This window comes from Cryobacterium sp. Hz9 (genome assembly GCF_004402825.1).
Lineage (GTDB): Bacteria > Actinomycetota > Actinomycetes > Actinomycetales > Microbacteriaceae > Cryobacterium > Cryobacterium gelidum.
In genome coordinates this window covers 22,038-47,541 of sequence record NZ_SOFC01000011.1, presented here as the reverse complement: position 1 = coordinate 47,541, position 25,504 = coordinate 22,038, and the positions used below count along the sequence as shown (strand labels likewise).

Annotated in this window: 23 protein-coding genes; 20 read left to right on the top strand and 3 right to left on the bottom strand. The window is 65.5% G+C overall.

The features are described 5' to 3' along the window. Positions 1–39: 39 nt before the first annotated feature. From E3N85_RS04540 to dapF, 7 genes are all read left to right on the top strand, one after another. Positions 40–348: a helix-turn-helix domain-containing protein gene (locus E3N85_RS04540; protein ID WP_134459947.1), complete on the top strand. Its 309-nt coding sequence runs from the start codon at positions 40–42 to the stop codon at positions 346–348. Positions 349–474: 126 nt separating this feature from the next. After that, positions 475–699 carry a DUF3046 domain-containing protein gene (locus E3N85_RS04535; protein ID WP_134459944.1) on the top strand — a complete coding sequence of 75 codons (225 nt, stop codon included), beginning with the start codon at positions 475–477 and terminating at the stop codon, positions 697–699. A 306-nt stretch (positions 700–1,005) separates the two neighbouring features. Next, a complete protein-coding gene (gene recA, locus E3N85_RS04530) occupies positions 1,006–2,154 on the top strand; it encodes a recombinase RecA (protein ID WP_134460714.1) in 1,149 nt (382 codons plus the stop codon). A 47-nt stretch (positions 2,155–2,201) separates the two neighbouring features. After that, positions 2,202–3,020, top strand: a complete 819-nt coding sequence (locus E3N85_RS04525; RefSeq protein WP_241978301.1) for a regulatory protein RecX — start codon at positions 2,202–2,204, stop codon at positions 3,018–3,020. Between the two features lie 61 nt (positions 3,021–3,081). Continuing rightward, a complete protein-coding gene (gene miaB / locus E3N85_RS04520; RefSeq protein ID WP_134459942.1) occupies positions 3,082–4,695 on the top strand; it encodes a tRNA (N6-isopentenyl adenosine(37)-C2)-methylthiotransferase MiaB in 1,614 nt (537 codons plus the stop codon). Positions 4,696–4,700: 5 nt separating this feature from the next. After that, positions 4,701–5,675: a tRNA (adenosine(37)-N6)-dimethylallyltransferase MiaA gene (miaA, locus tag E3N85_RS04515; RefSeq protein ID WP_241978300.1), complete on the top strand. Its 975-nt coding sequence runs from the start codon at positions 4,701–4,703 to the stop codon at positions 5,673–5,675. Between the two features lie 52 nt (positions 5,676–5,727). Further along, the gene (dapF, locus tag E3N85_RS04510; RefSeq protein ID WP_134459939.1) at positions 5,728–6,609 is read left to right on the top strand and encodes a diaminopimelate epimerase; all 882 of its coding nucleotides are present in this window, start codon (positions 5,728–5,730) and stop codon (positions 6,607–6,609) included. On the opposite strand, the gene E3N85_RS04505 is transcribed toward dapF, so the two are convergent. Beyond that, positions 6,606–7,214 (bottom strand): class I SAM-dependent methyltransferase, encoded by a 609-nt coding sequence (locus tag E3N85_RS04505; protein WP_134459936.1) that lies wholly within the window; start codon positions 7,212–7,214, stop codon positions 6,606–6,608. The genes dapF and E3N85_RS04505 overlap by 4 nt on opposite strands. Positions 7,215–7,253: 39 nt before the next feature. On the opposite strand from E3N85_RS04505, the gene hflX reads away from it, so the two are divergent. The 3 genes from hflX to metE all read left to right on the top strand — a co-directional run bounded on the left by hflX (position 7,254) and on the right by metE (position 12,543). Then, positions 7,254–8,834, top strand: coding sequence for a GTPase HflX (gene hflX / locus E3N85_RS04500; protein ID WP_134459933.1), 1,581 nt, complete (start codon positions 7,254–7,256; stop codon positions 8,832–8,834). Between the two features lie 298 nt (positions 8,835–9,132). Then, the gene (locus E3N85_RS04495) at positions 9,133–10,098 is read left to right on the top strand and encodes a methylenetetrahydrofolate reductase (protein ID WP_134459930.1); all 966 of its coding nucleotides are present in this window, start codon (positions 9,133–9,135) and stop codon (positions 10,096–10,098) included. Between the two features lie 102 nt (positions 10,099–10,200). After that, positions 10,201–12,543: a 5-methyltetrahydropteroyltriglutamate--homocysteine S-methyltransferase gene (gene metE, locus E3N85_RS04490; protein ID WP_134459927.1), complete on the top strand. Its 2,343-nt coding sequence runs from the start codon at positions 10,201–10,203 to the stop codon at positions 12,541–12,543. Positions 12,544–12,642: 99 nt separating this feature from the next. Here metE and lexA read toward each other — a convergent pair whose 3' ends face one another. Beyond that, positions 12,643–13,350, bottom strand: a complete 708-nt coding sequence (gene lexA / locus E3N85_RS04485; RefSeq protein WP_370289102.1) for a transcriptional repressor LexA — start codon at positions 13,348–13,350, stop codon at positions 12,643–12,645. A 288-nt stretch (positions 13,351–13,638) separates the two neighbouring features. Between lexA and E3N85_RS04480 the strand changes: the two genes are divergently transcribed. The 8 genes from E3N85_RS04480 to E3N85_RS04445 all read left to right on the top strand — a co-directional run bounded on the left by E3N85_RS04480 (position 13,639) and on the right by E3N85_RS04445 (position 23,969). Beyond that, positions 13,639–14,067 carry a LysM peptidoglycan-binding domain-containing protein gene (locus tag E3N85_RS04480; protein WP_134459921.1) on the top strand — a complete coding sequence of 143 codons (429 nt, stop codon included), beginning with the start codon at positions 13,639–13,641 and terminating at the stop codon, positions 14,065–14,067. A gap of 58 nt (positions 14,068–14,125) precedes the next feature. Beyond that, positions 14,126–15,250 (top strand): histidinol-phosphate transaminase, encoded by a 1,125-nt coding sequence (locus tag E3N85_RS04475; RefSeq protein ID WP_134459918.1) that lies wholly within the window; start codon positions 14,126–14,128, stop codon positions 15,248–15,250. A gap of 9 nt (positions 15,251–15,259) precedes the next feature. After that, positions 15,260–15,883 carry an imidazoleglycerol-phosphate dehydratase HisB gene (gene hisB, locus E3N85_RS04470; protein ID WP_134459915.1) on the top strand — a complete coding sequence of 208 codons (624 nt, stop codon included), beginning with the start codon at positions 15,260–15,262 and terminating at the stop codon, positions 15,881–15,883. Then, entirely contained in the window at positions 15,880–16,512 is a 633-nt protein-coding gene (gene hisH, locus E3N85_RS04465; protein WP_134459912.1) for an imidazole glycerol phosphate synthase subunit HisH, read from the top strand. Before hisB ends, hisH begins: the two co-directional genes overlap by 4 nt. Before the next feature lie 138 nt (positions 16,513–16,650). Beyond that, the gene (gene priA, locus E3N85_RS04460) at positions 16,651–17,397 is read left to right on the top strand and encodes a bifunctional 1-(5-phosphoribosyl)-5-((5-phosphoribosylamino)methylideneamino)imidazole-4-carboxamide isomerase/phosphoribosylanthranilate isomerase PriA (RefSeq protein WP_134459909.1); all 747 of its coding nucleotides are present in this window, start codon (positions 16,651–16,653) and stop codon (positions 17,395–17,397) included. Continuing rightward, positions 17,397–18,383: an SseB family protein gene (locus E3N85_RS04455; protein WP_134459906.1), complete on the top strand. Its 987-nt coding sequence runs from the start codon at positions 17,397–17,399 to the stop codon at positions 18,381–18,383. Before priA ends, E3N85_RS04455 begins: the two co-directional genes overlap by 1 nt. Positions 18,384–18,439: 56 nt before the next feature. Next, complete coding sequence (locus E3N85_RS04450; RefSeq protein WP_134459903.1) at positions 18,440–23,188, top strand: DEAD/DEAH box helicase; 4,749 nt, start codon at positions 18,440–18,442, stop codon at positions 23,186–23,188. Further along, positions 23,181–23,969, top strand: coding sequence for a DNA-formamidopyrimidine glycosylase family protein (locus E3N85_RS04445; RefSeq protein WP_134459900.1), 789 nt, complete (start codon positions 23,181–23,183; stop codon positions 23,967–23,969). The genes E3N85_RS04450 and E3N85_RS04445 overlap by 8 nt, the downstream gene beginning before the upstream one ends. A gap of 18 nt (positions 23,970–23,987) precedes the next feature. Here E3N85_RS04445 and E3N85_RS04440 read toward each other — a convergent pair whose 3' ends face one another. Then, positions 23,988–24,353, bottom strand: a complete 366-nt coding sequence (locus tag E3N85_RS04440; protein ID WP_134459897.1) for a DUF1844 domain-containing protein — start codon at positions 24,351–24,353, stop codon at positions 23,988–23,990. A 288-nt stretch (positions 24,354–24,641) separates the two neighbouring features. Here E3N85_RS04440 and infC point away from each other — a divergent pair, with 288 nt between their 5' ends. After that, the gene (gene infC, locus E3N85_RS04435) at positions 24,642–25,268 is read left to right on the top strand and encodes a translation initiation factor IF-3 (protein ID WP_104127223.1); all 627 of its coding nucleotides are present in this window, start codon (positions 24,642–24,644) and stop codon (positions 25,266–25,268) included. Further along, complete coding sequence (rpmI, locus tag E3N85_RS04430) at positions 25,261–25,455, top strand: 50S ribosomal protein L35 (RefSeq protein ID WP_092111710.1); 195 nt, start codon at positions 25,261–25,263, stop codon at positions 25,453–25,455. Before infC ends, rpmI begins: the two co-directional genes overlap by 8 nt. Positions 25,456–25,504 lie beyond the last annotated feature (49 nt).

The window sequence follows — 25,504 nt, the reverse complement described above, 5'->3', positions numbered from 1 at the left end:
TCATAGGCTCAAGCTATTAGGCATTAGAAGGAGGTTCCGATGATTCTTGTTCGTCAGGAAATCGGCGATGTGCTCAGGGACTTCCGCCTGCAAAAGGGGCGTACCCTGCGTCAGGTCGCAAGCAAAGCCAGTGTCGCGCTCGGCTACCTCAGTGAGGTAGAACGTGGACAGAAAGAGGCTTCTTCGGAGATCCTCGCGTCTGTTGCCGACGCATTAGACACCCCGATCTCGGTGATCATGCGCGAAGTTGGTGACCGTCTCGCCGTTATCGAAGGAGTCGACCAGTTCCCGGATACCGTGCCGGACGAACTCGTCAACACGTTCGATGTCGATTTCATGGTGCGTTAGTCAGCAACCGCTTGAGGATTCACATCACCACACCACCGCCGACACTGCGTGTCGGCGGTGGTGTCATGTCGGGAGCATTGTCATTTCAGGAGCGACTGTGTACCAGAGCCAGGTAGAAGGAGCGTCGTGCGACTGAGTGAATTTCGCACCGCGATGAAAAACGAGTTCGGCGACGCCTACGGGCGCGTTCTCACCGGCGACCTTGTGCTGACTCCGCTTGGGGGTCGAACTGCGGACCAGGCCCTCGCCGCCGGTGTTCCCGCCCGCGAAGTCTGGTTGGCGCTCTGCGCCGAGGTCGACGTTCCCCGCAGCCGCTGGTACGGTGCCGGCACTCCAGCGCCCCGCCAGTAGCGCCAATTGGGTTGCTTCACCTTCGGCTGGTATTTCGACACGCCGCAAAATATCCCTGGTGATGCTCGAATACCTGTTCGGGCTTGATAGGCTCCTCTACAGCAGACGATCTGACAGATTATGTACCGTTCGAACGTGCTCCCGGCCAATGTCGGAGGTGCGGCGTACAGTCGAATTTGTCCGAGAAAGTCAGCATTTGCCTTGTCGAAACGGGCATCGGGGTCCTCCCGGTGTGCGGGTCGACAGCCTATAGGCGCCACCATGCACATCGTCACGACGACCGCGCAGAACCCAGGAGAAACGACCATGGCATCACAAGCGAACCGCGAAAAAGCCCTCGAAACTGCCCTCGCGCAGATCGACCGTCAGTTCGGCAAGGGATCGGTGATGCGCCTCGGCAGCGACGAGCGCGCTCCCGTTGAAACCATTTCGACCGGGTCGATCGCCCTGGATGTCGCGCTCGGCGTTGGCGGGCTGCCGCGCGGCCGCATCGTTGAAATCTATGGCCCGGAATCCTCGGGAAAGACCACCCTCACCCTGCACGCCATCGCAAATGCGCAGAAGAATGGTGGCATTGCCGCTTTTATCGACGCCGAGCATGCCCTCGACCCGGAATACGCCAAGAAGCTCGGCGTCGACATCGACGCCCTCCTGGTCTCGCAGCCCGACACCGGTGAGCAAGCCCTCGAAATCGCCGACATGCTCGTGCGAAGCGGATCCATCGACCTCATCGTCGTCGACTCCGTTGCCGCCCTCGTGCCGCGCGCCGAGATCGAGGGCGAGATGGGTGACTCCCACGTCGGCCTCCAGGCCCGCCTCATGTCCCAGGCCCTGCGCAAGCTCACCGGTGGCCTCAGCCAGACCAACACCACCATGATCTTCATCAACCAGCTGCGCGAAAAGATCGGCGTGTTCTTCGGCAGCCCCGAGACCACCTCGGGCGGTAAGGCACTCAAGTTCTACGCTTCGGTGCGCCTCGACATCCGTCGCATTGAGACTTTGAAAGACGGAACAGAGGCCATCGGCAACCGTACCCGGGTGAAGGTCGTCAAGAACAAGATGGCGCCGCCCTTCAAGCAGGCCGAGTTCGACATCATCTACGGCATCGGCATCTCCCGTGAGGGCAGCCTGATCGACTTCGGTGTCGACCAGGGGATCGTCAAGAAGTCGGGCGCCTGGTACACCTATGATGGCGACCAGCTCGGCCAGGGTAAAGAAAACTCGCGCAACTTCCTGCTCAGGAACCCTGATATGGCCAACGAGATCGAGCGCAAGATTCTGATCAAGCTCGGCATCGGTCCCGAAGGCATCGCGGCCAAGGCGGCCGAGAAGGCCGCTGCGGCCATTGCGCTGGAGGCCGAAACCAAGGCCAAGGCCGAAGCGGATGCTGCGGCCCTGCTCAGCGGCGGCCCGATCGTCACCAAGGTGGCCCCGGCCGCCCGCAAGAGCGCGTAACAGCGCAACACGGCACTATTACACACACCGAAAGGCAGGTCACGGGAATGGTTCATTTTGAACCCCAGGATGATGCAGCAGAACGCGCAGACGCCGGTTTGGCCCCCGTGACCTACCTGCCCGGGGCAGCACCGGGTATGAAACGTCGTTCACCGCTGCAGCCGCGGCCCGTTGACGGCGTCACCGACATCGAAGGCGCTGCTGGTACTGAGGCCGCTGCTACCGCGGCCGCTGCTACCGCGGCCGCTGCTACCGCGGCCGCTGCTACCGCGGAGGCCGCCGCTGCCGCCGCTGAGTCCGACACGGACCCAAGGGTCAGCGACCACATCGACGAAGACGCCAACGATGAGGCCGACTTCGCCGCCGACGCCCTCGACGAGCGTGAGCGGGCTGAAAAGGTACTGCTGCACCGGCTGCGGGGCCGCTCCCTGTCCACGGTCGAGGCCCTCCTGGTGCTCGGCACCACCGGGGTCGACTCCGGTGAGGCGAGTGAGATCATAGAGAAGTTCATTGAAATGAACTACCTCGATGAGGCCAGGCTCGCCGATCAGATCATCCACAGCCACAACGTGCGCAAGGGCCTCGGCCGCACCGGCGTTGAAGCCGAGATGCGTCGGCGCAAGCTCGACCCGGGCGTCATGCTGGACAAGCTCGAAGAACTTCCCGACGATGAAGCCGAACGCGCGATCGACCTGGCCACCAAGCGCATCGCGCAAATGGAACGCTTCGACGACCAGACCATCGACCGCCGCCTCACCGGTTTTCTGATGCGCAAGGGTTACAGCTCGACACTGGTTCGACTCGCGGTGAAGGCCGCCATGGACAGCCGCGGCGGCGGTGGCGCCTCCCGCGTGCGATTCCGCTGATACCGGGTCACTCGGCGCACACGGCCCGCACACCGAATTGCTCGCGTAAACTATACCCACTATGAGTATCGTCGCCCCCGAACAAGCCCGCCGTACCGTGATCACCCCCTCGGCAGCCGCGATCGACGACTCGGGGCGCGCGCGCACCTACGAGGTACGCACCTTCGGCTGCCAGATGAATGTGCACGACTCCGAACGGCTCAGCGGCTCGCTCGAAGCTGCCGGCTATGTCTCGGCAAACGGCGGCGAAGCCGACATCGTGGTGATCAACACCTGCGCGGTGCGCGAGAACGCCGACAACAAGCTCTACGGCAACCTCGGCTACCTCGCGTCGGTCAAGCGCAAGCACGCCGGCATGCAAATCGCCGTCGGCGGTTGCCTCGCCCAGAAGGACAAAACCACCATCCTCGAGAAGGCGCCGTGGGTCGACGTGGTCTTCGGCACCCACAACATGGGCTCCCTGCCCAGCCTGCTGGAGCGTGCACGGCACAACGGCGAGGCTCAGCTCGAAATTCTCGAAGCGCTCGAGACCTTCCCCTCCACCCTGCCGACCAAGCGGGACTCCAGCTACAGCGGCTGGGTCTCCATCTCCGTCGGTTGCAACAACACCTGCACCTTCTGCATCGTGCCGGCCTTGCGCGGCAAAGAAAAAGACCGCCGTCCGGGTGAGATCCTTGCCGAAATTCAGGCACTCGTCGACGACGGCGCCATCGAGGTCACCCTGCTCGGCCAGAACGTCAACTCCTACGGGGTCGAGTTCGGTGACCGCCTCGCCTTCGGCAAGCTGCTGCGCGCGGCCGGCAAGATCGAGGGGCTGGAGCGCATCCGCTTCACCAGTCCGCACCCCGCCGCCTTCACCGATGACGTCATCGATGCCATGGCCGAAACGCCCGCCGTCATGCCGCAGCTGCACATGCCGCTGCAGTCCGGCTCGGACCGCATCCTCAAGTCGATGCGCCGCTCCTACCGCGGGGCGAAGTTCCTCGGAATTCTTGACCGGGTGCGTGCGCAGATGCCCAACGCGGCCATCAGCACCGACATCATCGTGGGCTTCCCCGGAGAGACCGAGGAAGACTTTCAGGAGACCCTGCGCGTCGTCGAGCAAGCGCGGTTCGCGACGGCATTCACCTTCCAGTACTCCATTCGTCCCGGAACTCCGGCCGCGACCATGCCCGACCAAGTTCCCAAGGCCATTGTGCAGGACCGTTATGAGCGTCTCGCGGCCCTGCAGGAACGCATCTCCCTCGAAGAGAACGAAGCGATCATCGGCCGTGAGGTCGAATTGCTCGTCGCCAACGGCGGCCGCAAAGACAGTGATACCCATCGCCTGAGCGGACGCGCCCCCGATAGCCGCCTCGTGCACTTTGATGTTCCGGCTGGTTCGGCCCGCCCCCGTCCCGGCGACGTGGTCACCGTCGTCGTCACCCAGGCAGCACCGTTCCACCTCATCGCCGACTCGACAGACGGCGCGCCCCTGCGCATCCGGTCGACGCGTGCCGGGGATGCCTGGGACCGCATGGAAGCGGAATCTTGCGGAGTCCCCGCCCACGGCGGCGCATCCAATGCATCCGGCGGGGCCGGTCCGGTTTCCCTGGGGCTGCCGACGATCGGGCTGCGCCTCGACGGCGGATCGACCACCATTCCCATTTACAACGTGAACGACGACGAGCGCTAGGAACGGTGTCGTCTGAACCAGAGGCGCCCGTCGAAACTGCGGCGCTGATCGCAATTGTCGGTTCGACCGGCACGGGCAAATCGGAGCTGTCGCTCGACCTGGCCGAGCGGCTCATGGCCCGCGGGCAGTCGGTGGAGATCGTCAACGCCGACGCCATGCAGCTCTACCGCGGCATGGACATCGGCACAGCAAAACTCACCCTGGCCGAACGCCGTGGCATTCCCCACCACCTGCTCGACGTGCTCGAGGTGACGGATGAGGCGACAGTCAGCAACTACCAAAGGGATGCCCGCGCGGTCGTCACCGCGATCGTTGCGCGGGGGGCCGTGCCGATTCTGGTCGGCGGCTCCGGACTCTACGTCTCCTCGGTCGTGTTTGATTTTCGCTTTCCCGGCACCGATCCAGTGCTGCGTGGCCGGCTGGAAGCTGAGTTGATCGACGTTGGACCGGAGCTGATGTACACCCGACTGCACGCCCTCGACCCGCAGGCAGCCCTGCGTATCGGCCCGCGCAACGGGCGCCGACTCGTGCGTGCGCTGGAGATCGTCGAACTGACCGGCGCTCCGCACGTGGCCGCTTTACCGGAAAACCCCGTGTACTGGCAATCCAGTGTGCTGCTCGGCCTGCGCACCCCGCGAGAACAACTCACCCCCCGGCTCGATACCCGGGTAGAGCGGATGTGGGAGGCCGGCATCGTCGATGAAGCGCGCGGTCTGCTCGCGAGTGGCATCGAGAACGGTGTCACGGCGAGCCGCGCGATCGGCTACGCCCAGGCTTTGGGTCAGGTGCACGGCACCCTCAGTCAGGCCGAAGCTATCGAAGCCACTCAGCAGCTCACTCGCCGGTATGCGCGCCGGCAGGTGAGTTGGTTCAAACGCTACGCACACACTCACTGGATTGAATCCAATGCGGCCGGGCGGGTCGACGACGCCCTCGCGCACGTCGAGCGGGGGATCGCCTCCGTCCCCTCACCACGTTGACGGTTCGGCCCGCCCCGGACAATGTGCAGCCACAGCCCCGTAAACTGGCGGCATGGGCATCACATTGAACTTCACCAAGGGCCACGGCACGGGTAACGACTTTGTGCTGTTCGCCGACCCCGACGGAACGATGGAGCTCACCCCGGCGCAGATCCGCGCCGTGTGCGACCGCAAATTCGGTGTCGGCGCCGACGGCATCATCCGTGCGGTGCGCAGCAAGAACCTGCCAGACGGTGCGGCGTCCCTCGCCGAAGACGACGCGGCCGAGTGGTTCATGGACTACTGGAATGCCGACGGTACCGTCTCAGAGATGTGCGGTAACGGCATCCGTGTGTATGCCAAATTTTTGATTGAGAACGACCTGGCTGAGCTGCAGCCCGGCGACACCCTCACAATCGGCACCCGTGGCGGCGTGCGCGACGTGCAGCGCAATGCCTCGGGGTTCCAGGTCGACCTCGGCCGGTGGAAACTCGACGGCATCGATCCGCTTGTGCGCACCAAGAACCTGCCCGTGGCGCGTCCGGGCCTCGGTATCAACATCGGAAACCCGCACACGGTCGTCGCCCTCGCCGACGACGATGAACTCGATGCGGCCGATCTCACCTTCATTCCGCAGCTCGATCCGGAACCGGGCGGCGGCGTCAACATTGAATTCGTGCTGCCGAACGATCCGCTCGTTGTCAACGGCGTTGGCCGGTTTCGCATGCGCGTGCACGAGCGCGGCAGCGGGGAGACCTTGTCCTGCGGTACCGGTGCAGCCGCGGCCGCCCTCGCCACCCGGCACTGGGCCGGCACGTCGGCGCCGCACCAATGGCGGGTAGAACTGCCGGGCGGCGTGCTCGGGGTGCGGATGTTCCCGGCCGAGGACGGCGAGCATGTGTCGTTGTCCGGGCCGGCGGAGCTGGTTTTCGACGGGGTGCTCAACCTCGGTTAGTCGTGATGCACCTGGAGCACGCGAAAGCCCTTGCTGATGGCCTCCCTCGTCGTCTCAAAAGTGGCGGGGAGTTCGTCGGAGAGCCAACGCTGGAGCGAGTCCGAGCCGAGGTTGCGCTGCACGACGAGCCAGGCATCCGCTTCTGATTCAAGGCGCGGCAGCCAGGTCTGCATGAGACCGTGCAGTTCGTCTTTGCCGACCCGGATGGGCGGGTTCGACCAGATGGTGCGAAAGCTGATATCCGCGGGTACGTCAAGAGCCAGTACCGCGTTGATGTTGGTCAGGCCGAGGGCAGCGGCGTTGGTGCGCACGAGGTCGAGCGCCCGCTCGTTGACGTCGACAGCCCAGACGGTAGCGCCAGGGGAGGCGAGCGCCAAGTGCAGCGCAATCGGACCCCAGCCGCAGCCGAGATCGAGAAAGTGACCGTCGACGGGTGGCTGAGGGGCGTACTTGAGCAGAACTTCGGTGCCGGTGTCGATGTGCGCGGGGCTGAAGACCGAGTTGGCGGTCGTCAGTTCACGATCCTGCCCGTGTAACTGCACCGTGATCTGGCGAGTTTTCAGTACGGTGCCGGGCGCCGGAGAGAAATAATGATCGGACGACATAAGGGAACCTTTCAACTTCGTTGAACTAAGGTTAATGGGATGAATGATCCAACGGAGCCCCGCGGCAACGACGCAGTAGAAAACGTGGCCGCAAACGCTGCCCTCGACCCAGACGATGTCGTCGCGCGGGTGCTGGCCAGCGCCGACAGCAAGGCTGCCGGCTACTCCTTGTTCCGGAGCGGATCGGCGCAGGCTCTGCAAGAGCAGTCCTCGGGTGAGTATGACGGCAGCGACCACGACGGCGACCAGTCCGAACGTGCCGATCGTAACGCCCTGCGCCGCGTCGGCGGGCTCTCCACCGAGCTCGAAGACGTCACCGAGGTCGAGTACCGCCAACTGCGCCTCGAAAACGTCGTTTTGGTGGGCGTGTACACCCACGGCACCGTAGACGACGCTGAAAACTCCATGCGTGAGCTCGCCGCCCTCGCTGAAACGGCCGGCGCCACGGTGCTCGATGGCCTACTGCAACGTCGGGCCACCCCCGACCCCAGTACCTACCTCGGTAAGGGCAAGGCACAAGAAGTCGCCGACATCGTGAAAGCGCTCGGCGCCGACACCGTCATCGCCGATACCGAACTCGCACCCAGCCAGCGGCGCGCCCTCGAAGACGTGGTCAAGGTCAAGGTCATCGACCGCACCGCAGTGATCCTCGATATATTCAGCCAGCACGCCAAGAGCCGCGAGGGCAAGGCGCAGGTTGAACTGGCCCAGATGGCCTATATGCTTCCCCGCCTACGCGGCTGGGGCGACTCGATGTCCCGCCAGGCTGGTGGCCAGGTCGGTGGCGCCGGAGCCGGCATGGGCTCCCGTGGCCCCGGTGAGACGAAGATCGAACTCGACCGACGTCGTATCCATACCCGGATGTCCAAATTGCGCAAGCAGATGGTCGAGATGAAGCCGGCCCGCGAGGCCAAACGCGCCAACCGCAAGCGCAACGCCGTCCCCTCGGTGGCGATCGTGGGCTATACCAACGCCGGCAAGTCCAGCCTGCTCAACCGGATCACCAAGGCCGGCGTGCTCGTCGAGAATTCCCTGTTCGCGACTCTCGACGCCACCGTGCGCAAGTCGACGACCACAGACGGACGCCTGTATACCCTCACCGACACGGTCGGCTTCGTACGCAACCTCCCGCACCAACTGGTGGAAGCCTTTCGCTCAACTCTCGAAGAGGTCGCCGACGCTGACGTCATCGTGCACGTCGTTGACGGCTCCCACCCCGACCCGGTCGCGCAACTCGCCACCGTGCGCGATGTCATCTCCGAGGTGGGTGCCCGCGACATTCCCGAACTCGTCGTCTTCAACAAGAGTGACCTGATCAGCGACGACGACAGGCTCGTGTTGCGAGGCCTGGAGCCGAAGGCGACGTTCGTCTCGGCCCGCACTGGCGAGGGTATCGACACCGTGCTCGCCGCAGTGGCGCTGCTGCTGCCGACGCCGCAGGTCGAACTGGACCTGCTCATTCCCTACGACCGCGGCGACCTTATCGCTGTGCTGCATGACGTAGGCCGCATCGAGACGACCGAATATGTGGAGACCGGCACCCATGTGACGGCGTTCGTCACCCCCGAGATCGAGCCGCAGTTCGCCCCGTTCGTCATTCTGCCTTCGCTCTCCGCCTAGCTGGTGCGCGCCGCTGGCGTTAGAGCGGCAGCGGTCGGCAGTGGTCTGGGGCGCGGTCTGGGGCGGTTTCGCGCTGTCCGCCGCAGCGCTGAGCCGCCCTATTGGAGCACCGATGACACGAACTGTCATATTCGCCCACGCCGGCAGCGGTGTTGTTAGTGTCTAATCAATCGTTGCCGACGGAATTCGTTCCCCGGCATGGAGCGACAGCCGAGCCCGGCATCCGCCCGCGAAGTACCGCCAGTCTTGGCGTGTCCGCGGCCGCCCGGCCACCACCGCTTCTGCCGAATGAGGAAACATGACCGAGATTGGGATTTCCGCGTGTAACGTCCGCCCGGCGTTCTCGTTCGAGGTGTACCCGCCGAAATCGACGGTCGCAGCAGCCGCTCTCACCCGCACCATCGATCACCTGGCCGCCGCCGGTCCCGAGTTCATCTCGGTCACCTACGGAGCCAACGGTTCGTCGCGCAGGTCCTCACTCGACGTTCTGCGCTACATCAAGGACCACACGACCGTGGATGCGATGGCGCACCTCACCTGCGTCGGCTCCTCGCACGCCGAGGCGAGCCGCCTCATCCGGGAATTTCTGGACGCCGGAATTCGCAGCTTCCTGGCCGTGCGCGGCGACGCACCCCAGGGTGCAGTCGAGGGAGACAGCACCTTTCTGGGCGACCTGCACAGCGCGGGAGAATTGGTGCAGCTCATCCACCGCGTGCAGACCGAACGGGTGCCGTACACCGAGACGGTGATTCCCGGTCTGCCGGGCGCCCGCGGGGTGAAAACCGAACGCAGCAAGGTTCGCATCGGAGTTGCGGCCTTCCCGAATGGTCACCCCAGCTCTCGCTCGGTCAGCCAGGACATCGACACCCTGCTGGCCAAGCAGGCCGCCGGGGCGAACCTCGCCATCACCCAGCTGTTCTTCCACGCCGACGACTACCTGAGCTTTATCCAGCGGGCCCGCTCCGCCGGGGTGCTCTTTCCTATTCTTCCCGGCATCATGCCGGTGACCAGCCCGAACCGGTTGCGGCGCATTGTGCAGCTCTCCGGCGAGAAACTGCCCGCCGAACTCTCGATCGAGCTGGAAGTTGAACCGACCGAGGAAGGGCAGCGCCAGATCGGCGTTGACTATGCCGTGCGCCTCGGCCGGGACGTACTCGCCGGTGGCGCCCCCGGGCTCCATCTCTACGCTTTCAACCAGCACGACACCGTGCTCAAGGTGTTGGAGGGGTGTGGGGCGCTGGCGGTGCCCGTTGCCATGCCCTAGGCCTCACGCCCGGCTTCCGGCGTAGGCCCACCCCACCACGTTCATTCTCGCCGACCATTCACCAACCGTCCCAGCGCCCATTGCACCAGTGAAGGAACTCTTATGCCCATTTCGTCCGCATCCCCCGCCTTCCCCACCGGCACCATCCTCGGTTACCCACGCATCGGGCGACGGCGGGAGCTGAAGAAGGCCGTGGAAGCATTCTGGTCGGGAAAGATCGATGCCACGGCCCTCGAAAATGTCGCCACCGGGTTGCGCCAGTCCAGCCGCGACCGGCTCGTTGCCCTCGGGCTCGGCCGCACCGATTCGTCGATTCCCGAGTCGTTCTCGCTCTATGACCAGGTGCTCGACACCATCGTCGCTGTCGGAGCGATCCCCACCCGGTTCGCCGCGCTCGTCGCCGCCGACGGCAGCCTCGACCTGGCTGGCTACTTCACCCTGGCTCGCGGCGAGGGCGAGAACCTGCCACTTGAAATGACCAAGTGGTTTGACTCCAACTACCACTACCTCGTGCCCGAAATTGGCCCGGAAACCGTGTTCTCGCTGGCTGGCGACCGCATCGTGCGCGAATTCCTCGAGGCTAAAGCGGCCGGGTTCCTCACGCGCCCGGTTCTGGTTGGCCCGGTCACGTTCCTGCTGCTGAGTAAGGCCAGCGACGCGGCCCCGGCCGGATTCTCCCCGCTGTCGCGGCTCGATGACCTCATACCGGTCTATGCAGCGCTGCTGACCCGGCTGGCGGATGCCGGCGCCGAGTGGGTGCAACTCGACGAGCCGGGACTAGTCAGCGAGAGCATCGAAGGGCCGCGCACCGCTACACTCGCGGCCGTCGCATCCGCTTACGGGGTACTCGGACGGCTGACCGGCCGGCCCTCCCTGTTCGTCGCGGCGCCCTACGGCAGCCTCGATGACGCCCTGCCGGAACTCGCCGCCACCGCCGTTGAAGCGATTGGCCTCGACCTGGTGCGGGGCACCCTGCCGGAGGCGGTGCCCGGGCTGGCCGGGAAAACTCTGGTCGCCGGGGTGATCGACGGGCACAACATCTGGCGCGGCGACCTGGCCGCCGCCTTCGAAGCCGCCGAGAGCGTGCGGACGCTGTCCGACTCAGTCTCGGTGTCCACCTCGACGTCCCTGCTGCACGTGCCGCACGATGTGCTCGATGAAACGTCGCTCCCGGGTACGCTGATGAGCTGGTTGGCCTTCGCCGACCAAAAGGTCGGCCAGGTCGCGACGCTCGCGCTCGGCCTCACCGCCGGGCGGGCCGCCATTGCGGCATCGCTGGCGGAGGCCGAGGCGGCCCTGGCAGCGCGGCGGAGCGCTCCCGGGGTGCGCGACGGAGCCGTGCGTGCCCGTGCCGCCGCACTAACCAACGCCGACTTCACCCGTGGAGCCTACGCCGATCGCCTGAGCGCCCAAGACGCGGCGCTGCAGCTGCCGCCGCTGCCAACGACCACGATCGGATCGTTCCCGCAGACTGCGGACATTCGCCGGGCACGCGCCCGATACCTCACGGGAACGCTCGCCGCCGACGACTACCGCGACCTGATGCGTGCCGAGATCGGCCGAGTCGTGGCGTTGCAGGAAGAGATCGGACTCGACGTGCTCGTGCACGGCGAACCCGAACGCAACGACATGGTGCAGTACTTCGCCGAGAACCTCGACGGGTTCGCCGTGACCGAGAACGGCTGGGTACAGTCCTATGGCAGTCGCTGCACCCGGCCATCCATTCTGTGGGGCGACGTGTCGCGCCCGGCACCGATCACGGTGGACTGGTCGGTATATACGCAGAGCCTCACTGCCAAGCCCGTCAAAGGCATGCTCACCGGGCCGGTGACGATACTGGCCTGGTCCTTCGTGCGCGATGACCAGCCACTCGGCGAGACGGCACGCCAGGTGGCCCTCGCTCTGCGCGATGAGATCGGCGACCTCGAGGCTGCGGGCATCCGGATCGTTCAAGTCGACGAGCCAGCCCTGCGCGAATTGTTGCCGCTGAAGGCGAAGGACCACGCCGACTACCTGGACTGGTCGGTCGGCTCATTCCGGCTCGCCACTTCCGGGGTAGCGGATGCGACCCAGATACACACACACCTCTGCTACTCGGAGTTCGGCGTTGTCATCGAAGCCATCCGAAACCTCGACGCCGACGTCACGAGCATTGAAGCGGCTCGGTCGCGCATGGAGGTCGTGCGTGAGATCAAGGCCGGCGGGTTCGACCACGGCATCGGGGCTGGCATCTACGACATCCACTCGCCCCGGGTGCCGAGCGTCGATGAACTGACGACGCTGCTCGACACCGCCCTGGAATCCATCCCCGAGCGTCAGGTTTGGGTGAACCCGGATTGCGGGCTGAAAACGCGCGGCTACGAGGAGACCGTGCAGTCGCTGCACAACATGCTCGCCGCGACCCGAGTTGTTCGCGAACGCCGCGGCGCGCAGGTCAGCGTCTGACTCGACCCGCCGCACGCTCCGACGGACAGTCTTGAGGCCCGATCACCGGTCGGTGGTCGGGCCTCTGGACTGCCTGTCGTGTTGCCTGAAATCAGGAAGCTAAACCGAGCGCAGTACCGCGACGACCTTGCCGAGGATGTCGGCAAAGTCGCCGACGATGGGTTCGAAGTTGCTGTTGCGCGGCAGTAGCCAGGTGTGCCCGTCGCGTTTGCGCAAAACCTTCACCGTGGCCTCGTTGTCGAGCATGGCCGCAACGATCTCGCCGTTCTCTGCGGTCTTCTGCTGGCGCACGACCACCCAGTCGCCGTCGCAAATCGCGGCATCGATCATCGACTCGCCGACAACCTTGAGCATGAACAACTCGCCCTGGCCCACGAGCTGACGGGGGAGCGGGAAAATCTCGTCAATCTGCTGATCTGCTGTGATGGGGATGCCAGCGGCAATGCGGCCGACGAGCGGAACCATTGCTGCATCACCGACCTGCACGCCCGGGTGGAAGCTGTCCTGGTCACTGCTGGCGACGTCTTCGGGGGCACGTGGAATTTCGATCAGCACTTCGAGCGCCCGCGGTCGATTCGGGTCCCGGCGCAGATACCCGCTGAGCTCGAGTTGGTTGAGCTGATGGGTCACGCTCGACAGCGAGGCGAGACCGACGGCGTCACCGATCTCGCGCATACTCGGCGGGTAGCCGCGCGAGCTCACCGACCGTTGAATCACGTCGAGAATGGCGAGCTGGCGTTGGCTCAAACTCTTACGGCGCCGAGTGCCGCCTTTGTCGCGGGTGCCGTTGGTGTCTCGTGTCACGATGAGCGCTCCTGAGGTCGGTCCCGCACGGTCTGAGCAGACGTGTCGCGGGGATGTCGGTGGTGTCTGGTTGAGTATGAATCAAGCAATCGTTCTATCGAAAGTTTATCCAGTTCTCGCCCCTGAAACAAACACTTATTCGAGTGTGTCGCGCGAAATTCCGGGCTTAAACCAGAAAAAGCTTGCATGTTCGATTGTTCGAAGTTATATTCGGAACATAGTTTCGTATTCGGTCCTCCCGGCCGAGGACCGGATACGAGACTCGCAGCCCGCCAACCTTGGAGGTTTGACATGACCACAGCATCTGCAACCGCACGACCGCTCTCTGCCGTAGCGCACACACCCGTCACCCGTCTGCGCCTCACCCGTCGTGGTCGAGTAGTGCTGACGGCCCTCACTGCCGTGCCGCTCGTGCTCGCTGCCGTCGTCTTCTCCCTCAACGGGGGACCGGCCGGCGCGTCGGATTCGGCCACGGGGCTTGATCTCATGTCGTACACGACCGAATCCGGCGTTGTCGCGACGCTGGCATACTCGCCCACCGACGTCGGTTCCGCCGTCTTCATGACGGTCGAGCCCGGCCAGACCCTCTGGGACCTCGCCGAAGAGATCTCTCCGGCTGCCGACCCGCGCGACGTTGTGGCGGAGATCAAGCGATTGAACGCCCTGGCCGTCGAAACCCTGCAGCCGGGCCAGCGCCTGCAGGTCCCCGCCAACTCGTAACACGCAAAGCCGTGCGAGGCACGGAGCCGGAACACGGCGCGTAGTAGAGGGTCGTAGCATGGAACCTGTGACCAGTCTCGAAGATCTTCCGCTCCGCGCCAACCTGCAAGGCTTGACACCCTACGGAGCTCCGCAATTGCACGTTCCGGTGGCACTGAACGTCAACGAGAACACGCATCCCGTTCCCGAGGCGGTTGCTCGCGATATCCTCGCCGACCTGGCCGAGGCCATTCGCACGGTCAACCGGTATCCCGACCGTGAATTCACCGCCCTGCGCGAGGCACTGGCCCGGTACCTCGGCGAAGGACTCATCGCCGACAACATCTGGGCGGCCAACGGCTCCAACGAAGTACTGCAGCAGGTGTTGCAGGCTTTCGGCGGGCCCGGACGCAGTCTGCTCGGCTTTGCCCCGACCTATTCGATGTACTCGATTCTCGCCTCGGGAACAGACACCACCTGGATTGCGGGCACGCGCGACGCCGACTACGAGCTCTCGCCGGCCACCGCCGTGAGCGAGATCACACGCACCAACCCCGACATCATTTTTCTCTGCTCTCCGAACAACCCCACCGGCACCCCGCTCTCCCTCGAGACCATCGCCGCCGCCTACGACGCGACCGACGGCATCGTCGTCGTCGACGAGGCCTACGCGGAGTTCGCGCCGACCGGCACGCCGAGTGCGCTCACCCTGCTGCCCGCCCGGGAGCGTCTGCTCGTCTCGCGCACGATGAGCAAGGCCTTCGCCTTCGCCGGTGCCCGGGTGGGGTATCTGGCCGCGGATCCGGCAGTCACGGACGCCCTGCGCCTGGTCCGCCTGCCGTACCACCTCTCCGCCCTGACTCAGGCCGCCGCGAACGCGGCACTGGCGCACAGCGCCGAGATGCTCGCTATGGTCGATGACATTCGGGGGCAGCGTGACCGGCTCGTGGTTGAGCTGTCCCGCCTGGGCTATGCCCCCCACCGCAGCTGGAGCAACTTCGTACTGTTCGGGGGAGTGGCCGACCCGCACGCGACCTTCGAGGCACTGCTCGCGGAGGGAATTCTCATTCGCGATGTCGGCATCCCCGGCCATCTGCGAGTGACCGCGGGGACCGAGCACGAGACGACGCTGTTTTTGAATGCCCTGGCCCGGCTGGGGCGCACCGAAGTGAGCGGTCAAGCGCCGCCGGCCCGAGCCGAATAAGCTAGTGCCATGAGTTCAACTGTCGGTATCATCGCGCCCCGCGTCGCACGCCTGCAACGGGAGACGAGTGAATCCAGCATCGACCTCTCGCTGAACCTCGATGGCAGCGGCGTCAGCGATATCCACACCTCGGTGCCCTTCTACGATCACCTGCTCACGGCGTTCGCTAAACACTCGCTCACCGACCTCACCGTGCGCGCCTCCGGCGACATCGAAATCGACGTGCACCACACCGTTGAAGACGTGGGAATCGTGCTCGGTCAGGCTATCCGTCAGGCCCTCGGTGACAAGTCGGGAATCTCCCGCTACGGCGACGCCCTGGTCCCGCTCGATGAGGCGCTCGCCCAGGCCGTCGTCGATATCTCCGGCCGCCCCTACCTCGTGCACACCGGCGAGCCGGCCGGCTTCGAATTTCACCTCATCGGCGGACACTTCACCGGATCCATGGTGCGTCATGTCTTCGAAGCCATTACCTTCCACGCCGGTCTGACCGTGCACGTCACCGTCTTGGGCGGTCGCGACCCCCACCACATCGCTGAAGCCGAGTTCAAGGCTTTCGCCCGCGCGTTCCGCCTGGCCAAGGCTCTCGACCCGTTCGTGCAGGGCATCCCGTCGACCAAGGGAGCACTGTGACCCAGGTTGTTGTCTTCGACTACGGCACCGGTAATGTGCACTCGGCCGTCAAGGCGCTCGAGTTGGCTGGGGCTGACGTCACTTTGACGAGCGACCGCAAGACCGCGCTCGAAGCCGACGGCCTCGTCGTGCCCGGTGTCGGTGCGTTCAGCGCCGTGATGGCAGCCTTCACGGCGGTACGTGGCGATGACATCGTTGATCGTCGCCTCGCCGGCGGACGCCCCGTGCTCGGCATCTGCGTGGGCATGCAGGTCATGTTCGAACACGGCGTCGAACGCGGCGTTGACACGCCAGGCCTCGGCGAATGGCCCGGAACGGTCACCGAGCTTCCCGCCGCGATCCTGCCGCACATGGGCTGGAACACCGTCAGGAGCGCTCCCAACTCCGAACTTTTTCGAGGGATCGAAGAGGAACGGTTCTATTTCGTGCACTCGTACGCTGCCCAGTCGTGGACGCTGGAGGTTATGCCGCCGTTTCCCGAACCGCGACTGACCTGGGCCGAACACGGCGCACCCTTTCTCGCAGCGATCGAGAACGGTCCGCTGAGCGCCACCCAGTTTCACCCAGAAAAATCGGGGGCGGCGGGCATCCGCTTGTTGAAGAACTGGATCGGCACTCTCAACCGTTAGGTCCCTGCGGCGAGCTGCGCAGTCGGCCCTCAGCGCGTCTTTACTTCCCACCCTGCACCCCCGGACGTCCCTATCGACATCACCGGCATATTCCATGACATTGGCCGCAGCACGCGACCGCACCAAGCAAGGACATCAATGAGCGAGTTCAACAAGACACCGAGGCTCGTCCTCCTGCCCGCCGTCGACGTGGCCGGCGGCAAGGCTGTTCGCCTGACGCAGGGTGAAGCTGGCACCGAGACAAATTACGGTGATCCCGTCGATGCTGCGGCCGACTGGGCCCGCCAGGGTGCCGAGTGGATACATCTCGTGGACCTTGACGCGGCATTCGGTCGGGGCAACAACACCGGAGTGATCGAGAAGGTCATCCATCAGGTCACGGGTGTCAACATCGAGCTTTCCGGTGGTATCCGCAATGACGAGTCGCTCGAAGCGGCTCTGGCCACGGGCGTCAAACGCATCAACCTGGGCACTGCGGCACTCGAAAACCCGGAGTGGGCGGCGAGCGTCATCGCGCAGTACGGCGACGCCGTTGCCGTGGGCCTCGACGTACGCGGAACCACCCTCGCCGCCCGCGGCTGGACCAAGGAGGGTGGAGACCTCTGGCAGGTGCTCGAACGGCTCGAAGCGGCCGGCTGTGCCCGCTACGTTGTGACCGACGTCACCAAGGACGGCACCCTGCAGGGCCCCAACATTGACCTGCTGCGCCAGGTGCTCGATCGTACCCGCAAGCCGGTCATCGCCTCCGGCGGCATCTCCAGCCTCGATGATATTCAGGCCCTGCGTGACCTCGTACCGCTCGGCCTCGAAGGGGCGATTGTGGGCAAGGCGCTCTACGCTGGCGCGTTCACCCTGGCTGAGGCCCTGGACGTCTCGGGGTCGTAATGTCCAGGGCGCGCAACCTCGGTTCCACGGGCGATCCCTCGGGTCGACCGGGTGTACCGGCGCCGTCCGACCAGCCCGACGCGCCGGGCGACGTGGCCAACACGGCTGACTCGACGGGCGTGGCCAACACGGCTGACTCGGCGGGCGTGGCCAACACGGCTGACTCGGCGGGCGTGGCCAACACGGCTGACTCGGCGGGCGTGGCCAACACGGTTGACTCGGCGGGCGTGGCCAACACGGCTGACTCGGCGGGCCAACCCTGGGCCGGGCGTGAGTTCGAAGCCAATCTGGATGCTGGCGACGACGGAGCGGCTCCGGCCGCTCTCGCCGAGGCGCTTGCCCGCTTTCAGGCTCGGGAAACCGGCGAAGAAAGCGTCATCGATGCCATCCGTGGGTCCCGCCTGCTCATCCCGCTCGTGACCAAGCTCGGCGACTCCGCCCTGAACGCGCACGGCCAGACAATCGACAAAACCCAGGAACTGTCGATCATCACGGTGGCGGGCCCCGACGGTCGCACGGTACTGCCGGCTTTCTCCTCGACGGCGACCATGACGGCTTGGAATCCTCGCGCGCGACCTGTTCCAGCGGATGCGGTGCGCGTCGCCCTGGCCGCAGCGCAGGAAAATACCGACCTCGTCGTGCTTGACCCGACGTCGCCCGGCGAATATGTCATCCGGCGGCCGGCGCTGTGGGCGATCGCGCAGTCGCTGCCGTGGACGCCGAGTTATGCCAGTCACGAGGTCGCCGACGCATTCACCGCGTCGATCGCTACGGAGCTTTCGATACTGACTGTTCAGCTCGTCGCCGGCGACCCCCAGGCGCGACTGGAGGGCCCCGAACTGGTCGTGCAGCTGGAATTGGTCGATGGCCTCACCCAACACGACCTCGACGCGATTTTGAGCCGGCTCGGCACTCGATGGTCGGAGAGCGAGATCATCACGACCGGTGTCGATTCGCTGCGGGTGAAGCTCGTCGCTTCGACGTAGTTTGTGACACTGGGTGTGAATATGGCACTGTCGGTGGTTTAGGCGACAATGAGCGTATGAGCGACGTTCTCGATCGATTCTCCTCGGCCGCCCGAGCCTGGTTCACCGAGGCTTTCGCCGCGCCGACGGCAGCGCAGCTCGGGGCGTGGAACGCCATCTCGTTGGGATCGCACGCCCTCGTCGTGGCTCCGACGGGATCGGGCAAAACCCTCGCCGCGTTTTTGTGGGCCATCGACCGGCTGGCTACCGACTCCGCCGTCCCGGCCGTGCCCGGCACGCGCGTGCTCTATATCTCGCCGCTCAAGGCACTCGGCGTCGACGTGGAACGCAACCTGACCGCTCCCCTCGTGGGTATCACCCGTGCGGCCCAGCGGCTCGGTCTGGAGCCGCCACGGGTCACGGTCGGAGTGCGCTCAGGAGACACTCCGGCCGCCGACAGGCGCCGGCTGGTCACGGCGCCGCCTGACATTCTCATCACCACCCCGGAATCGTTGTTCCTCATGCTGACGTCGGCGGCCCGCGAGTCGTTGAGAGGCGTGCAGACGGTCATCATCGACGAGGTGCACGCGGTGGCCGCGAGCAAGCGTGGCGCGCACCTGGCCCTCTCTCTCGAGCGCCTCGACGCGCTGTTGACTCGGCCAGCCCAACGCATCGGGCTCTCGGCCACCGTGCGCCCGGCCAGTGAAGTCGCCCGGTTCCTCGGTGGGGCCGCCCCGGTGCAGATCGTGGCGCCGCCCGCGCACAAACGGTTTGACCTGCGCGTGGTCGTTCCGGTCGACGACATGAGCGACCTCGGACCGGTACCTCAGCGCGAGGGGGTCACGTCGGCCGCCGCGCCCCAGACCGGCTCCATCTGGCCGCACGTCGAAGAAGCCATCGTCGACGAGGTACTCGCACACTCGTCGAGCATCGTGTTCGCGAATTCCCGGCGGCTCACTGAACGGCTCACGGCCCGGTTCAACGAGATTTATGCCGAACGGCTGGCCGGGGAGGAGGCGTCGGTTGTGTCGCCTGCACTGTCGGAGCCTGCGCTGTCGGTCCCTGCGCTGTCTGAGCCAGCACTGTCGGAGCCTGCGCTGTTGGTCCCTGCGCTTGCGCTGCCTGCGCCATCGGTGCATGGGTCTTCGGGTGGGAGCGGTCTGGTGGGCACCCTGCCAACAGCTCGTCCGCCGGCCGAACTGATGGGTGCGAGTGGCCAGAGCTTGGGCGCCGAACCGCTGCTGGCGCGCGCACATCACGGTTCGGTCAGCAAGGAGCAGCGTGCGCTCATCGAAGACGACCTGAAATCGGGCCGGCTGCGCTGTGTCGTCGCCACGTCCAGCCTCGAACTCGGCATTGATATGGGCGCCGTCGACCTGGTCGTGCAGGTTGAATCGCCGCCGTCGGTGTCGAGCGGGCTGCAACGGCTCGGCCGGGCCGGGCACCAGGTCGGCGAGGTCTCCCGCGGAGTGATCTACCCCAAACACCGGGCCGACCTGATCCACGCGGCGGTCGCCGCCGAGCGCATGGTGGCCGGCGCCATTGAATCGCTGCGGGTGCCCACCAACCCGCTCGACATCCTGGCCCAGCAGACCGTCGCGGCCTGCGCGCTCGAGCCGATCGACGTGGAAACCTGGTTCGACACCGTGCGGCGCAGTGCACCGTTCGCGACCCTGCCCCGATCCGCCTTCGAGGCCACCCTCGACCTACTCGCTGGCCGTTACCCATCTGACCAGTTCGCCGAGTTGCGCCCGCGCATCGTCTGGGATCGCGACGCCGGCACCCTCACCGGGCGCCCCGGAGCGCAACGTCTGGCCGTCACAAGCGGCGGCACAATTCCTGACCGCGGCCTGTTTGGCGTCTTCATGGTCGGCGGCGAACAGATCACCGGCAAACGGGTCGGCGAACTCGACGAGGAGATGGTCTACGAGTCGCGCGTGGGCGATGTCTTCGCGCTCGGCACCACGAGTTGGCGCATACAGGAGATCACCCACGACCGGGTGCTGGTCGTGCCCGCTTTCGGGCAGCCCGGGCGGCTACCGTTCTGGAAGGGTGATGGCCTCGGCCGCCCGGCTGAACTGGGCCAGGCCATCGGTGCTTTCGTGCGCGAGGTGGGCAATTTGCCGCCCGATCAGGCCTGGTCCCGCTGCGCCGTTGGCGGTCTCGACGAACGGGCGATCAGCAACCTGCTGGCCTTCCTCGACGAGCAGCGCGCCGCAACCGGGCAACTGCCGACCGACCGCACCCTCGTAGTGGAACGGTTCCGCGACGAACTGGGGGATTGGCGTGTCGTGCTGCACTCCCCGTTCGGTACGCCGGTGCACGCACCGTGGGCGCTCGCGGTCGGCGCCCGGGTGCGTGAACGCTATGGAATCGATGGCTCGTGTGTTGCAAGCGACGACGGTATCGTCGTGCGCATTCCCGACACCGAGACCGAACCGCCCGGCAGTGAACTGTTCGTGTTCGACCCTGACGAGCTCGAACAGTTGGTCACCGACGAGGTCGGCGGCTCCGCCCTGTTCGCGTCCCGATTCCGGGAGTGCGCCGCCCGAGCATTGCTCCTGCCGCGCTACAAGCCCGGTTCGCGCTCGCCGCTCTGGCAGCAACGACAAAAGGCCGCGCAACTGCTCGACGTGGCACGCACCTTTCCGACCTTCCCGGTCATTCTCGAGACCCTGCGGGAATGCCTGCAAGACGTTTACGATCTGCCGGCCCTCACCGGTCTGGCCCGGCAGATCGCCTCCCGCGAACTGCGCCTGGTTGAGACTGCGACCGACACTGCCAGCCCGTTCGCGAGCACCTTGCTCTTCGGCTACGTTGCCGCTTTCATGTACGAGGGCGACACCCCGCTGGCTGAACGACGCGCCACCGCCCTCGCGATCGACTCGAGCCTGCTCGCCGAACTCCTGGGCCGGGTCGAACTTCGGGAACTTCTCGATCCGGCCGTCATCGACCAGACCGACCGGGAACTGCAGCGGCTCGCGCGGGATTACCTGGCCAAGGGAGTGGAGGGCATCGCCGATCTGTTGCGCACCCTCGGCCCGCTTAGCACGAGCGAGGTCACCGAGCGGATGCTCATGCCGACGCCCGACGCGTCGCGCGTGCCCGACGAGCCAGGCCGCATCCTCGCCGAGGAAGCCCTGCTCAGCCTTGTCGACGCGCGCCGCGCCATGCGCGTGAGCATCGGGGGCGAGGAACGCTGGGTAGCGGTGGAAGACGCCAGCCGGTTGCGCGACGCGCTCGGAGTCCCCCTGCCGATCGGGGTACCCGCAGCGTTCACCGAATCCGTGGCTGATCCGCTCGGCGATCTGGTGAGCCGCTACGCACGCTCGCACGGACCATTCACCACCGGCGCCGTCGCCGACCGGTTCGGCCTCGGCACCGCCGTCGTGCAGATTGCCCTCGGACGCCTCGCCGACGCCCGGCGTATCGTAGCCGGCGAATTCCGGCCGAACGGCACCGGCTTGGAATGGTGCGACGCCGAGGTGCTGCGGCGCCTGCGTCGGCGTTCCCTCGCGGCGCTTCGGCACGAGGTGGAACCGGTGGACCAGCAGGCCATTGGACGGTTCCTGCCGGTCTGGCAGCACGTGGGAGGCAAGCTGCGCGGAATCGATGGCGTCGCATCCGTTGTAGAACAGCTCGAAGGGGCGCGCATTCCGGCGTCCGCCTGGGAGACGCTCATTCTGCCGGCCCGGGTGAGCGACTACCAACCGGGAATGCTCGACGAGCTCACCAACGCGGGGGAGGTGCTCTGGGCGGGCGCGGGAACCCTCGCCGGCAACGATGGTTGGGTCAGTCTGCACTTGGCCGAAACGGCCCAACTCACCCTGCCGCTTCCCATCGATGTGGAGACGACGCCGCTACAGCAGGAGATCCTGACGACCCTGGGCGGTGGCGGTGCATACTTCTTCCGACAGCTGTCTGACGCCGTCGGCAGCCAGGACGACGCCGCACTGGTGCAGGCGTTGTGGGACCTGGTCTGGGCCGGTCTGATCAACAATGACACGTTCGCTCCGGTGCGGTCGCTGCTGGCTGGCGGGCACACGGCCCACCGGCAGAGCCGGGCCGCGCCGCGCGCCCGTCTGCATCGCGGGCGGTCTATGCCGCGGCCGAACCTGCCGAGTCGCAGTGGTCCGCCGACGGTGTCGGGTCGCTGGTCGATCCTCCCGGTGGCCGACGAGTCGCCAACGCGTCGCGCGCACGCCCTGGGGGAGACGCTGCTCGAACGCTATGGCGTGGTGACCCGGGGGGCGGTAATGGCGGAGAGCGTGATTGGCGGCTTCTCACTCGTCTACCGCACCCTCACCGGGTTTGAAGAGATGGCCCGCTGCCGCCGCGGCTACTTCATCGAGGGGCTCGGCGCAGCCCAGTTCGCTACCGGCGGCACCATCGACCGGCTGCGCACCTTCGCTGTGGGAGCGTCCCAGACTTCCGTGGACGTGAGGAACACCGCGCCCCTGGCTGCTGTGGCCCTGGCCGCAACGGACCCGGCGAACGCCTATGGCGCCGCGCTGCCCTGGCCGACCCTGCCTGGCGACACCACCCACCGACCGGGCCGGAAGGCGGGTGCACTCGTCGTTCTTGTCGACGGTGCCCTCGTGCTGTATGTCGAGCGCGGCGGTAAAACCGTGGTTGCCTTTGAAACGGATGAGCAGGTGCTCACGGCGGCCACCGTGAGCCTGGCCGCCCTGGTCACCAACGGTCGCGTGCAGAGGATAGCGGTGGAAACGGTCAACGGTGTGTTCGTGATCGGCACCGACGTGGGCGCGGCCCTGCGCGCCGCCGGATTCACCGAGACCCCGAAAGGACTGAGGCTGCGTGCCTGAGGGCGATACCGTCTACCGCACCGCGCGTACCCTCGACCAGGCCCTGCGCGGCAGCATCCTGACCGGCTGCGACATTCGGGTACCCGCTTTCGCAACCGTCGATCTGACCGGGCAAACCGTGCACGAGGTTGTCAGTCGCGGCAAACACCTGCTGCACCGGGTCGGTTCCACGAGCATCCACTCACATCTCAAAATGGAGGGCGCCTGGCACCTCTATCGGCCCGGCACGCGGTGGCTGCGGCCGGCGTTTCAGGCGCGCATCGTGCTGCACACAGCGCAGTGGGTCGCCGTCGGGTTCGAGCTCGGCCTGCTGGAGTTGATGCCGACCCGAACCGAGTCGGAGATCGTCGGCTACCTCGGACCCGATCTGCTCGGCGTCGGCTGGGGCGCCGCTGACAGCGCCGAAGCCGCGGCACGCATCGCAGCGATGCCGGAGCGCCCGATCATCGTTGCCCTCGCCGACCAGCGCAATCTCGCCGGGCTCGGCAACGTCTACGTCAACGAGCTGTGCTTTCTGCGCGGACTGTCGCCGGAGCGGGCCGTGGCTGAAGTCGGCGACCTCGCCGGGCTCGTGCACCTCGCCCGCCGCCTGATCCTGGCCAACAAAGACCGCGACGAGCGCACGACGACCGGAAACCTGCGCCGTGGAGCCCAACTGTGGGTCTACGGGCGGGCCGGCCAGCCGTGTCGTCGGTGTGGCAGTCGCATTGCGCGCGGGCGCCTCGGTCGTAACGAGCTGGAGCTGCGGGATACCTACCGGTGTCCACGCTGCCAGACCTGAGCTGTTAGACGGAACGAGCTAGTTGACGGGGCCGGTGTACTTCTCGCCGGGGCCCTCGCCGATCGCGTCGGGAATGGTGGAGGCCTCGCGGAACGCAAGCTGCAGGGAACGAAGGCCGTCGCGCAGGCTGCGCGCGTGCATGTCGGCGATGTCGGGAGCGGCCGCCGTGACCAGTCCGGCCAGAGCCGTGATGAGCTTGCGCGCCTCGTCGAGGTCGATCTGGGCGCCGGGGTCGTCGGCGAGGCCGCACTTCACGGCGGCCGCGCTCATGAGGTGCACGGCGGCCGTGGTGATGATCTCCACAGCGGCCACGTCGGCGATATCGCGTGTCGCTTGCGCCGCATCTTGCTCAAAACCCGTATCGTGCTCAAAACTTTGGCTCACTGCATTCCTCTGCTAGGCTCATCTTTGGTTCCGGGACAATAGTCTCGGTACGAAAGTGGAGAATCTCCCACCCGCGCATACCGCTTCATCAAGGTTACCGGGTAGATTGCACTCCGCCGTCGCGTTGCCGCCTCCTTCGGGAAGGTGATATAGCGAGGGTAGACAGGGTGTCGTGTAATGCAGGTCAACGAAATAGTTGGCCTGGAAAACGCGTGATTTTCCTCTCTTCGTCCCAGTCGGCATCCGCTGTCTGGTTGTGATCACGAAGTTAACCAAGAGGAGAGACGCATCAGCGATCCCCGTACAAATGACCGTATACGCGTCCCCGAAGTTCGTCTCGTTGGTCCCAACGGCGAGCAGGTCGGGGTCGTGGCGATTGATGTTGCCCTGCGCCTGGCACAGGATGCCGACCTCGACCTCGTCGAAGTTGCACCCGAAGCCAAGCCGCCCGTGGCCAAGATCATGGACTACGGCAAGTTCAAGTACGAGGCTGCGCAGAAGGCCAAGGAGGCCAGGCGCAACCAGGCGAACACGATCCTCAAGGAGGTTCGTTTCCGTCTCAAGATTGATACGCACGACTACGAGACCAAGCGCAAACGCGCCGAAGGCTTCCTGAAGTCCGGTGACAAGGTCAAGGCCATGATTCTTTTTCGTGGCCGTGAACAGTCCCGGCCTGATCAGGGCGTACGACTGCTCCAAAAATTTGCCGAGGATGTCGCCGAGTACGGTTCCGTGGAATCTACTCCGATGATCGACGGTCGAAACATGGTCATGGTGATTGGCCCGTTGAAAAACAAGTCAGAAGCCAAGGCCGAGATCAACGCCCACAAGGCTGCCGAGAAGGCAGACAAGGTCGCCGACAAGGCCGACAAGGTTGCCGACAAGGCAGCGAAACAGGAGGAACCACATGCCTAAGATGAAGACCCACTCCGGAACCAAGAAGCGTTTCAAGGTCACCGGAAGCGGAAAGATCATGAAGCAGCAGGCCGGACTTCGTCACAATCTCGAGGTCAAGAGCACGCAGCGCAAGTCCCGTTTGAACCAGGATCAGGTGCTGGCCAAGTCGGATCAGAAGACCATCAAGAAGCTTCTCGGTCTGTAATTTTTAGGTCCATAACCCGGCCTCGTCAACGAATAAGGATTTGTAAAAA